Here is a 14273-nt window from a genome sequence, read left to right as displayed (position 1 = left end):
ATGGATGCCTTAAATCTCCTCACCACTCGTCGCTCTTCCAAAAAACTGACTGCTCCTGCACCCAATGCCGAGCAACTGGAACAAATGCTGCAAGCGGCAACACAAGTACCTGATCACGGCAATATGCGCCCTTACCGCTTTACTGTAATTCAAAGCGAGGCCGGCTTACAACGTTTCCGCGAGCTTTTGGGCAAGACCGTTACCGAACTCAACTTCGGTGATGATGCCATGAAAAAGGCCGAACGCGTCGGCAACATGGCGCCTATGATTATTGGCGTTACATTTGCGCCAAACCGTGAAGTGGCGAAACCCAAACCTGAATGGGAGCAAATGCTGACTGCAGGCTGCGCCGCCTATGCTTTACAACTGGCTGCTTCTGCTCAAGGCTTCGACAATGTTTGGATTACGGGCATGTGGGTCAACAGCCCATTGTTGCGCGAAGCATTTGAGTGTGCCGACAAAGACAAAATCATCGGCCTGATGATGATTGGTTCGCCGACCGAAGAAGGAAGCGGCCCGAAAAATACCAACTTAGAATGTTTTACAACTTATTGGTAAAGCCTGAAAATACTAAGGCCGTCTGAAAAACCTGATTTAATGGTTTTCAGACGGCCTTTTTATGTCTCTTGTCAAAATATCAAGCAGGATTCATAAACGCTTCAACTTCTTCCAAAGAAATATCCGCCGTCGCGCCATGACGTGAAGCCACCAATGCACCCAGCGCACAAGCAAAAGCAATGGCTTCTTGAGGAGGCGCATTATTGAGCAGCTTGTAAGTCAAACCACCAAGAAAGCTGTCGCCGGAGCCGACAGTATCCACCACTTTGACGCGGAAACCGCAATGACGGTACAACTCGCCGTCCTTATACAAAACCGCGCCATGACTACCCAAAGTCACACACAAGATTTTGACGCCGGTCAGCTCAACGAGGTAGCCGATATTTTGTTCGATACTGTGATAAGGAGAACCGTAAGCCGCAGCCAACTCATACAGCTCATCATCATTGAGTTTGACCATATCGGACTGTTTCATGGTCTCAAGCAAGCGGTCAATATCGTAATGAGGCTTACGCAGATTAACGTCAAAAATTTTGAATTTGGCTTCTTTCAGCAAAACCGCCAAGCTTTTACGCGAAACTTCATCGCGGGTTGCCAAGCTGCCAAAAACGAAAGCATCTGATTCTGCCACACGTTTGATTGCCGCATCATCAACCGCAATCCTGTCCCACGCGCAAGGATAAACAATCTCATAAGACGCACTGCCAGACTTGTCCAAGTGTACTTTCACCAAGCTGGTCGCACATTCGTGACAAACCTGCAAATAATCAGTATTGACGTTTTTACTTTGAATTTGACGTAGCAATTCCTCGCCATCGGCATCATCGCCGCGACGACTGATGATGACAGCATCGATACCCAAAGACTGCAAACGGACAGCAACATTTAGGGGTGCACCACCCAATACCTTTCCGTTTGGAAAATCGTCCCACAGCACTTCGCCGAAACTGGTTACTTTCATTCTTGGCCTTCCTTTTTTGAGGTTGATTGGCAGGGTCTGCACACCCGACAGATTTTTGCAAATCATGTACTTGTAGTAAAACTCCAGCATCGGGGGCAAAAGTATTATGTTTTAAAATATTGGGACTGACAAGCAATTAAGGGAATATCAGACAATAAACTTGATTCATCACAAAATTATATTGTTCCTATTTTTTCTTTTTCTTTCACATTTATCCCCTCCTGTTTCATTAAAACAAAATATTCTGAAATTTAAATACAAAAGGCCGTCTGAAAACTGATTCAATCAATTTTCAGACGGCCTTTATCGCAGCATTGCAGCGATTAAACTACAACTTCTTCTTTTTTCTTCACTTCTTTGGCAATGTTCTCACGACTCAAGCCAAACATCAGCAAGAGCGGGCTGGCAACCAATACGGAAGAGTAAATACCGAACACGATACCGATAGTCAGCGCCATAGAGAAACCGTGCAAGGCTGCACCGCCAAACACCAGCATAGAAACAACCATTGCCTCGGTCGAACCGTGGGTAATGATGGTACGGCTCATGGTTGCAGTAATCGCGTTGTCGATGACTTCCGGCACAGTGTGGCCGCGCATATGCGGCTTGCGGAAGTTTTCGCGAATACGGTCAAATACCACCACAGATTCGTTTACGGAATAACCCAAAACAGCCAAGATACCTGCCAAGACAGTCAATGAGAATTCCCATTGGAAGAAGGCGAAACAGCCGAGAATAATCACGATATCGTGCATATTCGCAATAATCGCGGATACTGCAAAACGCCACTCAAAACGCATGGACAAGTAAATAATAATACCTGCCACCACGAAGCCCAATGCCATCAAACCATTGGTAACCAATTCTTCACCAACCTGAGGGCCGATGAATTCGACTTGGCGCAAGGTAACGTCAGGGTTGTCTTTTTTCAGCAAATCCATCACTTGGTTGGACAGCTGTGCAGACGTTACGCCTTCTTTGTTCGGCAGGCGAATCATAATGTGTTTATTCGTACCCAAGGCCTGAACCTGTACATCACCCATTTTCAGCGTATCGAGGCGTTCGCGCGTTTTATTCACATCCACGCCCTGCTGATATTGGACTTCCATCACCGTACCGCCTGTAAATTCGACGGAGAAATTCAGGCCTTTGGTTACCAAAAAGAACACGGCGGCGATAAACGTAACCAACGAAATAAAAGTCGTCAGTTTGCCGTAGCTCATAAACGGAATATCACGTTTGATTTTAAATAATTCCATGTTTTACTCCTTGCCTTCTGCCATTTCAGCTTTCGGCTTCCATACCGAACCGATGGAAATATTTTGCAATTTGCGGCGACGGCCGTACCACAGGTTGACCAAAGCACGGAACACGACCACGGATGAATACATCGAAGTCAGAATACCGATACAGTGTACAACCGCAAAACCGCGTACCGGGCCGGAACCGAATACCAACAAAGCGATACCGGCAATCAGGGAGGTCAAGTTGGAATCGACAATGGTTGCCCAAGCGTGTTGGAAACCGAGGTTGATGGCCTGCTGTGGTACGACACCGGCACGCAGTTCCTCACGGATACGTTCATTAATCAACACGTTGGAGTCAATCGCCATACCCAAGGTCAAAGCCAAGGCGGCAATACCCGGCAAGGTCAGCGTTGCCTGCATGGCAGACAAAATACCCACCAAAAACAAGATATTGGTACTCAAGGCAATGGTAGAGAAGAAACCCATCAAGCGATAGTAAATCACCATGAATGCAGCAACAGCGGCAAAGCCCCACAAGGTAGAGTGGAAACCTTTTTCAATGTTTTCTTTACCCAAAGACGGGCCGATGGTACGTTCTTCGACAATCTGCATCGGCGCGGCCAGCGAACCGGCGCGCAGCAACAATGAAGTATCGTTGGCTTCGGCTGTCGTCATGCTGCCGGAAATCTCCACGCGGCCACCGGTAATGGCGGCTCGGATGACAGGCGCGGTCACGACTTCGGATTTACCTTGGTCGATCAACACCATAGCCATACGTTTACCCACATTGGCCGAAGTCAATTCGCCAAAAATGCTGCCGCCCGCACTATCCAGGCTCAGGCTCACGGCAGGCGCGCCCATTTGGTCAAAGCTAGGTTGCGCATCGTTGATGTTGTCGCCGGTTAGTTCAACTTGTTTGTTGACCAAGATAGTTTCCGGATGATCGCCACCGCTTGACAGCAATTCGTAACCGGTCGGCACATTGCCGTTCAAAGCTTCTTGCAGTTTGATCGGATCGTCTTCCACCATACGCACTTCCAAAGTCGCAGTACGACCGATAATATCTTTTGCTTTGGCAGTATCTTGCACGCCCGGCAGCTGTACGACAATGCGGTCAAGGCCGGATTGTTGGATAACCGGTTCGGCTACGCCCAATTCGTTCACACGGTTGTGCAACGTATTGATATTTTGTTTAACTGCATCAGAACGTACTTTATTGATTGCCTCTTCAGACAAAGTCAGCACGATATTGTTACCGTCCGGCAGCAGCGTGGCTTCAGGGAACAATTTTTGCAACTGAGGCAAGGCTTTTTGTACATCGGCAGCATCTTGCAAAGGCACGGTCAGACCGTTTTCAGTCTGATGCACCGTGCCGGTACGGATTTTTTCGCGGCGCAATTCGCGGCGGATATCGCCGGAATAACGTTCAAACGTTTTCTGCATCGCGGCTTTCATGTCCACCTGCATGGTGAAATGCACGCCGCCGCGCAAGTCCAGACCCAGGAACATCGGATTGGCTTTGATTTTCGCCATCCACTCAGGGCTGTCTGCCAACAGGTTGAGCGCGGTAATATAGCCCTCGCCCAAAGTATTTTCGATGACGTCGCGCGCTTTCAGTTGCGTTTCGGTATCTTTGAAACGCACTTTCAGCGAGTTGTCGACGATGAACATACCATCAGTCTGAATACCTGCCTGTTTCAGCGCGGCATCCACTTTAGACTGGGTTTGCTCATTGATAACGATGGCTTGTCGGTTGGTCGATACCTGTACGGCAGGCGTTTCACCGAAAAGGTTGGGCAGCGAGTAAACAGCCGCAACCACAATCGTGAACGCAATCAGCAGGTATTTCCATAAAGGATAACGGTTCATGGTAAACCTTTGCTTTATTTATAAAGGCAAACAGCCGCGCTCGGAAAATGAGGCGGCTTTTTGCAAAAAAACGGATTATTCGGCTTTCGCGGCAATCGCGTTGCGCTCAACTTCCACTTCGATTTTCGCACCTTGACCGATGTCGACAGTGTAGAATTGCTCGCCGACTTTGGTCACGCGGCCTTTGAAGCCTGCCGCCAAAACGACTTTATCGCCGACTTTCAAAGCGGCCAACATCGCTTGGTGCGCTTTGAATTTCTTTTGTTGAGGACGCATAATCAGGAAGTAGAACACCACCATGATCAGCACTAAAGGGGCAAATTGAGCCACTGCTTGATTCATAATATATCCGTTCTTTCAAGTTTTAGATTAAGTAAAAAACTGCACACTGCAATCAAATACATTGGTTGGACTGTAAAATTGAGCTATTCTAAAGGTCGTCTGAAAAATTTCCAAGTATTTCCGTATTTATTAACCATATTTAGCAGTCTTTACGACTTGTCCGACACATACTGTTCCATGTTCAAAAAAATCCTTTGGCGCATCAGCACCCGCCTACGCCGTTTGTTTGGCAAAAACGCCCGCACCGTATGGATTTCGCATCCGATATTCCTACAGCACCAGCCGGGGCCTAACCATCCCGACAGGCCCGAACGCATCAGCTCCATTCAAACTGCCTTAAAACAAGAAGGCATTTGGCGTCGCCTGCAAACCACCGAAGCACCGGAAATCAAAGATGCGCAGCTGGCATTGGTCCACTCGCGCAACTATCTGCACGAGTTGGAAGCCGCCCAGCCGCTCCCCGGCAAAATCCACCGCATCGATGACGATACGGTCATCTGCCACGACTCCCTTCAAGCCGCCCGTTTTGCGGCCGGAGCCGTTGTCAAGGCAGTCGATATGGTGATGAATAAAAAAGCCTGGCATGCTTTTTGCGCCATCCGCCCGCCAGGCCACCATGCCCACAGCAACAGCGCCGGCGGATTTTGCCTGATCAACAACACCGCCACCGGCGTGATGCACGCCATTGCCCAATACCGCTTGCAACGCATCGCCGTCATCGATTTCGACGTCCACTTCGGCGATGGAACGGCGGAGATTCTCCAAGACGATCCGCGCGTGATGTTTTTCAACCTGTTTGAAACCGATATCTTTCCCTTCCCTCAGGCGGAACAATACGCCGGCAATAAAAATATGCTGCATACGCCCCTCAAACCAGGCACAGGCAGCCGTATCTTCCGCACGACCATCCGCGAACAATGGCTGCCCAAGCTCACGGCCTTCCGCCCCGAGTTGGTGTTGCTTTCGGCAGGTTTTGACGGGCATAAACAAGACGAAACAGGCCGTCTGAACCTGCATGAAGCCGATTTTGCCTGGCTGACGCACAAAATCGTCCAAGCAACGGCAAGCTGCCAAGGACGTGTTGTTTCCGTGCTGGAAGGCGGCTATACCTTGGAATCCATGTCCAAATCCGCCGCCGCCCACATCCGCGTATTGGCGGGCTTAAGCAAGGCCGATTACGTCATCGCCTACCAAAAGCATCTGAAGCGCGGCAAAAGTAACAATCCTACACCATAACGCATTCAAACTATTGCCCAGGCCGTCTGAAAACAGATTATCCATTTCAGAAGGCCTTTTTTTTCATTTACAAACTTTAATTTGAGCAAAGACAAACCATTTCCATATTATCAGTAGTAAAATAACAAACATAAAACATATCAATAAAAACATTTCACACGCCACACTGCTTCCCTTTCCCCAATTGACCGTCTTTTTCAGACGGCCTCCACTTTAAAAAAGGAGCGTTACAATGAAAGCAGCACGTTTTTATAACAAAGGCGACATCCGCATCGAAGACATTCCCGAGCCAACCGTAGCTCCGGGTACTGTCGGCATCAATGTTGCTTGGTGCGGTATCTGCGGTACAGACCTGCATGAATTCATGGAAGGCCCGATTTTCATTCCGCCTTGCGGCCATCCGCACCCAATCTCCGGCGAGTCTGCGCCAGTCACCATGGGTCACGAGTTCTCCGGCGTGGTTTATGCCGTAGGCGAAGGCGTGGACGACATCAAAGTCGGTCAACACGTTGTTGTCGAACCCTACATCATCCGCGACGACGTACCGACCGGCGAAGGCAGCAACTACCACCTCTCCAAAGACATGAACTTCATCGGCTTGGGCGGCTGCGGTGGCGGCTTGTCTGAAAAAATTGCCGTTAAACGCCGTTGGGTACACCCTATTTCCGACAAAATCCCATTGGACCAAGCTGCTTTGATTGAGCCTCTGTCTGTCGGCCACCATGCTTATGTACGCAGTGGCGCGAAAGAAGGCGACGTCGCATTGGTCGGCGGCGCAGGCCCAATCGGTTTGCTGTTGGCTGCCGTACTGAAAGCCAAAGGCATCAAAGTCATCATCACCGAATTGAGCAAAGCGCGTAAAGACAAAGCACGCGAAGCCGGCGTGGCCGACTACATCCTCGACCCATCCGAAGTCGATGTCGTTGAAGAAGTGAAAAAACTGACCAACGGCGAAGGCGTAGACGTTGCATTCGAATGCACCAGCGTCAACAAAGTGCTGGACACCATGGTCGAAGCATGCCGTCCGACTGCGAAAGTCGTCATCGTATCCATTTGGAGCCACCCCGCTACCATCAACGTCCACAGCGTTGTGATGAAAGAGCTGGACGTGCGCGGCACCATCGCCTACTGCAACGACCACGCCGAAACCATCAAATTGGTTGAAGAAGGCAAAATCAACCTTGAGCCTTTCATCACCCAACGCATCAAACTGGACGAATTGATTTCCGAAGGCTTCGAGCGCTTGATCCACAACAATGAATCCGCAGTAAAAATCATTGTTAATCCTAATCTTTAATCCTAAGGCTTAAAGAATAAACAGGCCGTCTGAAACTTTTCAGACGGCCTGTTTACTTGATAAATTCCCGAATGGCCCAATCCTCTGCCAACCATTCACTTATCAAGAGCAAAATCTCATGAATCCAAAATACGCCCCACTCTTTCAAACATACACCCTCAATAACGGCGTAACCATCAAAAACCGCCTTGCCGTCGCCCCCATGACCCATTTCGGTTCACAAACCGACGGTTTAATCAGCGACCAAGAGCGTACCTTCCTCAGCAACCGCGCAGGCGATATGGGCCTGTTTATCACGGCCGCCACTTTGGTTCAAAAAGACGGCAAAGCCTTTCACGGCCAACCTGAAGCCACAGGCGAACACTGCCTCGACAGCCTGAAAGAAACCGCACAAATCCTGCGACAACAAGGCACAAAAGCGATTTTGCAAATCCATCACGGCGGTTCCAAAGCCATTGATGACCTTTTGGACGGTCTCGACAAAATCAGCGCTTCCGCCAACGAAGCCGAACACGCACGCGAAGCGACCGCAGAAGAAGTCGAAGCACTCATCGCCTCTTATGCGCAAGCCGCCGATTTGGCGCTTCGTGCCGGTTTTGACGGCGTGGAAATCCACGGTGCGAACGGCTATTTAATCCAACAGTTTTACTCTGCCCAAAGCAACCGCCGCAACGACCAATGGGGCGGCAGCTTGGAAAACAGAATGCGCTTCCCGCTGGCCGTTGTCGATGCCGTGGTTGCCGTCCGAGAAAAACACCAGCGCGACGATTTCATTATCGGCTACCGCTTCTCCCCCGAAGAGCCGGGCGAAGACGGCTTAACCATGACCGAAACCGGCGCACTGATTGACGCATTGGTACAAAAACCGCTGCAATATCTGCACGTTTCCCTGTGGGAATTTGATAAAAAAATCCGTCGCGGCGGCGATACCGCCCAAACCCGTATGCAGTTTATCCACGAACGCATCAACGGCAAACTGCCGCTTATCGGCGTGGGCAACCTGTTTACCGCCGACCAAATTTTGGCCGCCTATGAAACCGGCTGGGCAGAATTTATCGCCTTGGGCAAAACCGTGATGATTAATCCGCACATCGCCACGCAAATCCGCGAAGGCCGCGAAGCTGAAATCGAAACGCAACTCGACCCGACACGCGCCGACCATTACGGCCTCCCCGACACCTTGTGGGGATTTGCCTCCAGCGGTACGCAATCATGGCTGCCGCCGGTAAAAGGCGCGGAATGGAAACCGATGGATATTTAATCATCGATTCATAGCACAAGGCCGTCTGAAACTTTTCAGACGGCCTTTGGTTTGGTGCAAACATTGAATTATCAAGCATTTTTTTGTACAATTCCGCATCTTTCAATCTATTGCAGGGCGTGTCGCACACGCCCTTATTTTAGCCTGTTTTCCAACACCCATACCCTTCAGGCCGTCTGAAAAAGCGGCCTGAAACTTTTTGCAAAGAAAACCATGTCCCAAGAAATCCTCGACCAAGTGCGCCGCCGCCGCACGTTTGCCATCATCTCCCACCCTGACGCGGGTAAAACCACGCTGACCGAAAAACTGTTGCTGTTTTCAGGCGCGATTCAGAGCGCGGGTACGGTAAAAGGCAAGAAAACCGGCAAATTCGCCACCTCCGACTGGATGGAAATCGAGAAGCAGCGTGGCATTTCCGTGGCATCAAGCGTGATGCAGTTCGACTACAAAGACCATACCGTCAACCTCTTGGACACGCCGGGACACCAAGATTTCTCCGAAGATACCTACCGCGTATTGACCGCCGTCGACAGCGCCTTGATGGTCATCGACGCGGCAAAAGGCGTGGAAGCGCAAACCATCAAACTCTTGAACGTCTGCCGCCTGCGCAATACGCCGATTGTTACGTTCATGAACAAATACGACCGCGAAGTGCGCGATTCGCTGGAACTCTTGGACGAAGTAGAAAACATCCTGCAAATCCGCTGCGCGCCCGTAACTTGGCCAATCGGCATGGGCAAAAACTTCAAAGGCGTGTACCACATCCTGAACGACGAAATCTATCTCTTTGAAGCGGGCGGTGAACGCCTGCCGCACGAGTTCGACATCATCAAAGGCATCGACAATCCCGAATTGGAACAACGCTTTCCGTTGGAAATCCAACAGTTGCGCGACGAAATCGAATTGGTGCAGGCGGCTTCCAACGAGTTCAATCTCGACGAATTCCTCGCCGGCGAACTCACGCCCGTGTTCTTCGGTTCGGCAATTAACAACTTCGGTATTCAGGAAATCCTCAATTCATTGATTGAATGGGCGCCTGCGCCGAAACCGCGCGATGCGACCGTACGCATGGTCGAGCCAGATGAGCCGAAGTTTTCCGGATTTATCTTTAAAATCCAAGCCAATATGGACCCGAAACACCGCGACCGCATCGCCTTCTTGCGCGTCTGCTCCGGTAAATTCGAGCGCGGCATGAAGATGAAACATCTGCGCATCAACCGCGAAATCGCCGCCTCCAGCGTGGTAACCTTCATGTCGCACGACCGCGAGCTGGTGGAAGAAGCCTACGCCGGCGACATCATCGGCATCCCGAACCACGGCAACATCCAAATCGGCGACAGCTTCTCCGAAGGCGAACAACTGGCATTTACCGGCATTCCCTTCTTCGCACCCGAACTGTTCCGCAGCGTCCGCATCAAAAATCCGCTGAAAATCAAGCAACTGCAAAAAGGTTTGCAGCAACTCGGCGAAGAAGGCGCGGTACAAGTCTTCAAACCGATGAGCGGCGCAGATTTGATTTTGGGCGCGGTCGGCGTGTTGCAGTTTGAAGTCGTTACCTCGCGGCTGGCCAACGAATACGGCGTAGAAGCCGTGTTCGACAGCGCATCCATCTGGTCGGCGCGCTGGGTATCGTGCGAAGACAAGAAAAAGCTGGCGGAATTTGAAAAAGCTAACGCAGGCAATCTGGCGATAGACGCAGGCGGCAACCTCGCCTACCTTGCGCCTAACCGCGTCAACTTAAACCTGACGCAGGAACGCTGGCCGGACATCGTGTTCCACGAAACGCGCGAGCATTCGGTTAAACTGTAAAACGCAAAGGCCGTCTGAAACTTTCAGACGGCCTTTTTTTCATTCGATATCAACCCAATAAATCCCAAGCAAACTTTCCGATGGTCAGGCACAGCAGCAACATAAACCCATAACGCAGCAGCCTGGTTCCGCCGCGCATTGCCAAGCGCGCGCCGACCACGCCGCCGCACAAATTCGCCACCGCCAACGGTATCGCCCATGCCCACACAACATGGCCTTGCGGAATAAAAAACGTCAGCGCAGCAAGATTGGTGGTCGAATTGATGACCTTTGCCGAGGCGTTAGCCGCTAAAAAATCATAGCCGTAAAAGCGGACGAACACAAAAGCCAGCAGGCTGCCCGTTCCCGGCCCGAACACGCCGTCGTAAAACCCGATTAACGCGCCGAAAAATAAGCCCCATAAAGTTTCGCGGCGCGTCAGCTTTTCAGTGCGCACCGTCTGTCCCAAGTCTTTTTTCAAAAAAGTGTACAGACACATGGCAATCATGATGACCAACATCGTCGGTTTCATGTATTGCACGGGGAAATACACCACCGTTTTCGCGCCCAAATATGAAGCGACAAATGCCAACACCGCGGCAGGCAGCAGCATTTTCCACGGCACGGGGATTCGGCGCAGGTATTGCCCCGTCGCAGTCAGCGTGCCGCAGCAGGAAGCAAATTTATTGACACCCATTACCGAGGCCACAGGTGTAGCGTTTGGCAATAGGTTGAATAATCCGGGAATCTGCAATAGCCCGCCTCCGCCAACCGCCGCATCCATCAGCCCTGCGGCAAAGCCGACCAACACCAGATAATAAAAAAACGAATCTGCAAGCATAATGTCCATCTCTAAAAAGCAAAGCGATTTTGCGCGTATTTGCCTGTCCTGACAACCTACAAGGCCGTCTGAAAAACAAGGAACGATATCCTGTTTTCAGACGGCCTTTCTTTTTAAATTCAACCGCTCAAATTGCGGCTTAAAAATTTTTCCATTAAAATGCCGCCCCTTATCTTTCCTACACACAACACATTTTATGGAACATTCCACCCCGACCAAACGCACAGCCCACGACCGAATGGGCATCTTCGCGCATTTCATTTTTGCCAGCCGCTGGCTGCAACTGCCGATTTATATAGGCTTGATTATCGCCCAAGTCATTTATGCCTGTAAGTTCCTCAAATCCTTGTGGCACTTGGTATCCAATTTCAGCATCATGGATGAAAACACCATCATGATCGCCGTATTGAACCTGATTGATGTTGTGATGATTGCCAACCTGCTGACCATGGTCATTGTCGGCGGCTACGAGACCTTCGTCTCCCGCCTTCACGTTGACGAACATCCCGACCAGCCCGAATGGCTCAGCCATGTCAATGCTTCGGTTTTGAAGGTTAAGCTGTCGATGTCCATCATCAGCATTTCCTCCATCCATCTGCTGCAAACCTTCCTCAACGCCGCCAATCTGTCGGAAAAACAAATCATGTGGCAATGTATTACCCACATCTGCTTCCTGATTTCCGCCCTCGCCATGGCTTTAACGGACAAAATCGTGTACAGCACGACGCATAAAGCGCATTGATAATAAAAGGCAATCAAAAGGCCGTCTGAAATATTTCAGACGGCCTTTTGCTATCTGGCAATGTTTACAGCTTATTGCTTACGCTTGTCCCACCAGGCAAACAAATTGCCCAAAACCGTTCCTGACACAGAGTGCCAAACGCAGGCAACGGCGGCGGCAACGGCAGATTCGGCATTACCGGGGAAAAATTTAGCACTCAAACCGGTGGCAAGTCCGGCATTTTGTACGCCGACTTCGATGGCAAGAGTGCGTTTTTTGGCGGTGTTCATGCCGGTCAGTGCGCCGCTGTAATAGCCGAGGATGTAGCCACCGATGTTGTGGGCAGCGATGGCGAGTACCATAACGAAGGCGGATTCAGCAAAGCGGTGGCCGTGAACGGCAGCAACGCCGCCGACGATGCAGGCAAACGCGACAACGGCAACAGCAGGCATAATCGCGCGCACGTCTTCAAACCAGTGTTTTTTATGCAGCAATATATTGGCGGCAGAACCGATAACCACAGGCAACAAGGTAACGAGCAACATAAATTTGAACATACCCCAGCCGTCCATTTCGACGGTTTGTCCGACCAAATAAGTCATCCACAGCGGCGTCATCACAGGCGCAAGGACGGTGGAGACGGTGGTCATACCGACTGAAAAGGCGACATCGCCTTTAGCCAAAAAACTCATGATATTGGACGAAACACCGCCCGGGCAGGTGCCGACCAAAACCAGACCCAGCGTTAATCCAGGCGAGAGGTCAAAGGCTCTGGCAATACCGATAGCGAGCAGGGGCATAATCGTGTATTGGGCGATGGCGCCGATAAAAATATCGAGCGGACGTTGCGCCAGAATTTGATAATCTTCTTTGCCTAAAGTCATGCCCATACCGAGCATGATGATACCGAGTACAACGACTTGAGTATCGCCTTTTACCCATGAAAACGTAGCAGGTTCGATAAAGGCGATAATGGAGGCAAGGACGATAATCAAGGCGGTGAAGCGGGTCATTTGCCGACTGATAGCGGTCAGAAAGTTCATATTTTACTCCTTTGTATGTTTTTATCATGACAATAATTGCCATAATTTAACACATATTAACTCTTGTGCGCAATGACAGTAACGAAACAGGAAATCCATCATCCAATAATGTTTAAAAACAAACCACACTAACTCCACCCAATATCAACACAAAGGCCATCTGAAACCTTTTCAGACGGCCTTGTTTTATCCGTTCATTATCGATTTATTCGATATTTTGAACCTGTTCGCGCATTTGTTCGATTAAGACTTTCAGTTCAACCGACGCTTGCGTGCATTCGGCGGCGATGGCTTTGCTGCCCAAAGTGTTGGCTTCGCGGTTCAACTCCTGCATCAGGAAATCCAAACGTTTGCCTACGCTGCCCTTGCCTTCGGTAACGATACGGCGTACTTCGGCGATATGGGTGCGCAAACGGCTGAATTCCTCATCCACATCGGATTTTTGGATGAATAAAGCAAATTCCTGTTGCAAGCGGTCGTTGTCGATATTGCCGACGGCTTCTGCCAAACGGGTTTTGACTTTATCCATATGCGCTTGCAGAAGGCTGGGGAACAATTCGTTCAAAGCGTCCACAATCTCTTCCATGCCATCCAGGCGTTGCAGCAGGTGCTCACCCAGTTTTTTGCCTTCGCGTTTGCGGGCGGCTGTAAACTCTTTCAAAGCGCTGGTCAATAAATCTTTAACGCCTTTGGCCAAAGCCTCGGCATCTTCGCCCTGGCCTGCCAAAACGCCGGGGAAACGCAAAACGTCTGCCACGCTCAGCTTGCCGAAATTGTGTTCCTTGCGCCATTCTTTGTTCAAATGCGCCAGTTGGGCAACCAAATCCTGATTGACCTCCAAAGTCTGTCCGCCCGAGGAGGCATCCTGCAGCTGGATGCGGCATTCCAATTTACCGCGCGCCACAGCCGCGGCAATCTGCTCGCGCAACGCGCCTTCCAAATAACGCAATTCTTCCGGCATACGGAATTGAACATCCAAATAACGATGGTTGACCGCGCGGATTTCCAAATTAATCCGCTTGCCTCCGCATTCGCCTGCGGCATTGGCAAAGCCGGTCATGCTGTGGATTTGAATAGTTCGTCTTGTAGCCATGGTTTTACTCCGTTTC

Annotated in this window: 13 protein-coding genes; 6 read left to right on the top strand and 7 right to left on the bottom strand. The window is 50.4% G+C overall.

Features of this window, described 5'->3' with window-relative positions:
* A complete protein-coding gene (locus ACTHUR_RS00440; protein ID WP_049330902.1) occupies positions 1-558 on the top strand; it encodes a nitroreductase family protein in 558 nt (185 codons plus the stop codon).
* A gap of 79 nt (positions 559-637) precedes the next feature.
* On the opposite strand, the gene ACTHUR_RS00435 is transcribed toward ACTHUR_RS00440, so the two are convergent.
* The 4 genes from ACTHUR_RS00435 to yajC form a co-directional block, all read right to left on the bottom strand.
* Positions 638-1519 (bottom strand): carbohydrate kinase family protein, encoded by an 882-nt coding sequence (locus ACTHUR_RS00435; protein ID WP_049330901.1) that lies wholly within the window; start codon positions 1517-1519, stop codon positions 638-640.
* A gap of 323 nt (positions 1520-1842) precedes the next feature.
* Positions 1843-2778, bottom strand: coding sequence for a protein translocase subunit SecF (gene secF, locus ACTHUR_RS00430; protein WP_003686183.1), 936 nt, complete (start codon positions 2776-2778; stop codon positions 1843-1845).
* 3 nt (positions 2779-2781) lie between these two features.
* Positions 2782-4635: a protein translocase subunit SecD gene (gene secD / locus ACTHUR_RS00425; protein ID WP_004519309.1), complete on the bottom strand. Its 1854-nt coding sequence runs from the start codon at positions 4633-4635 to the stop codon at positions 2782-2784.
* 75 nt (positions 4636-4710) lie between these two features.
* The gene (gene yajC, locus ACTHUR_RS00420; protein WP_003675720.1) at positions 4711-4977 is read right to left on the bottom strand and encodes a preprotein translocase subunit YajC; all 267 of its coding nucleotides are present in this window, start codon (positions 4975-4977) and stop codon (positions 4711-4713) included.
* 177 nt (positions 4978-5154) lie between these two features.
* Between yajC and ACTHUR_RS00415 the strand changes: the two genes are divergently transcribed.
* The 4 genes from ACTHUR_RS00415 (at position 5155) to ACTHUR_RS00400 (ending at position 10580) form a co-directional block, all read left to right on the top strand.
* A complete protein-coding gene (locus ACTHUR_RS00415) occupies positions 5155-6213 on the top strand; it encodes a histone deacetylase family protein (RefSeq protein ID WP_049335378.1) in 1059 nt (352 codons plus the stop codon).
* A 232-nt stretch (positions 6214-6445) separates the two neighbouring features.
* Positions 6446-7510 carry a 2,3-butanediol dehydrogenase gene (locus ACTHUR_RS00410; protein ID WP_003745670.1) on the top strand — a complete coding sequence of 355 codons (1065 nt, stop codon included), beginning with the start codon at positions 6446-6448 and terminating at the stop codon, positions 7508-7510.
* A gap of 118 nt (positions 7511-7628) precedes the next feature.
* Positions 7629-8771 carry an NADH-dependent flavin oxidoreductase gene (locus ACTHUR_RS00405; RefSeq protein WP_049335376.1) on the top strand — a complete coding sequence of 381 codons (1143 nt, stop codon included), beginning with the start codon at positions 7629-7631 and terminating at the stop codon, positions 8769-8771.
* A gap of 213 nt (positions 8772-8984) precedes the next feature.
* Complete coding sequence (locus tag ACTHUR_RS00400) at positions 8985-10580, top strand: peptide chain release factor 3 (RefSeq protein ID WP_070588308.1); 1596 nt, start codon at positions 8985-8987, stop codon at positions 10578-10580.
* Positions 10581-10629: 49 nt separating this feature from the next.
* On the opposite strand, the gene ACTHUR_RS00395 is transcribed toward ACTHUR_RS00400, so the two are convergent.
* Complete coding sequence (locus tag ACTHUR_RS00395; RefSeq protein WP_039862025.1) at positions 10630-11400, bottom strand: sulfite exporter TauE/SafE family protein; 771 nt, start codon at positions 11398-11400, stop codon at positions 10630-10632.
* Between the two features lie 196 nt (positions 11401-11596).
* On the opposite strand from ACTHUR_RS00395, the gene ACTHUR_RS00390 reads away from it, so the two are divergent.
* Positions 11597-12142, top strand: a complete 546-nt coding sequence (locus ACTHUR_RS00390; RefSeq protein WP_004519303.1) for a TIGR00645 family protein — start codon at positions 11597-11599, stop codon at positions 12140-12142.
* A gap of 71 nt (positions 12143-12213) precedes the next feature.
* On the opposite strand, the gene ACTHUR_RS00385 is transcribed toward ACTHUR_RS00390, so the two are convergent.
* Together ACTHUR_RS00385 and ACTHUR_RS00380 are read right to left on the bottom strand one after the other, a co-directional pair.
* The gene (locus tag ACTHUR_RS00385; protein ID WP_004519302.1) at positions 12214-13164 is read right to left on the bottom strand and encodes a bile acid:sodium symporter family protein; all 951 of its coding nucleotides are present in this window, start codon (positions 13162-13164) and stop codon (positions 12214-12216) included.
* 205 nt (positions 13165-13369) lie between these two features.
* Positions 13370-14257 carry a YicC/YloC family endoribonuclease gene (locus ACTHUR_RS00380; protein ID WP_283116877.1) on the bottom strand — a complete coding sequence of 296 codons (888 nt, stop codon included), beginning with the start codon at positions 14255-14257 and terminating at the stop codon, positions 13370-13372.
* Positions 14258-14273 lie beyond the last annotated feature (16 nt).

Source organism: Neisseria sp. P0021.S007, assembly GCF_051956855.1.
Note: the sequence above shows the minus strand (reverse complement) of the source record. Positions and strands in the feature narration are given on the sequence as shown.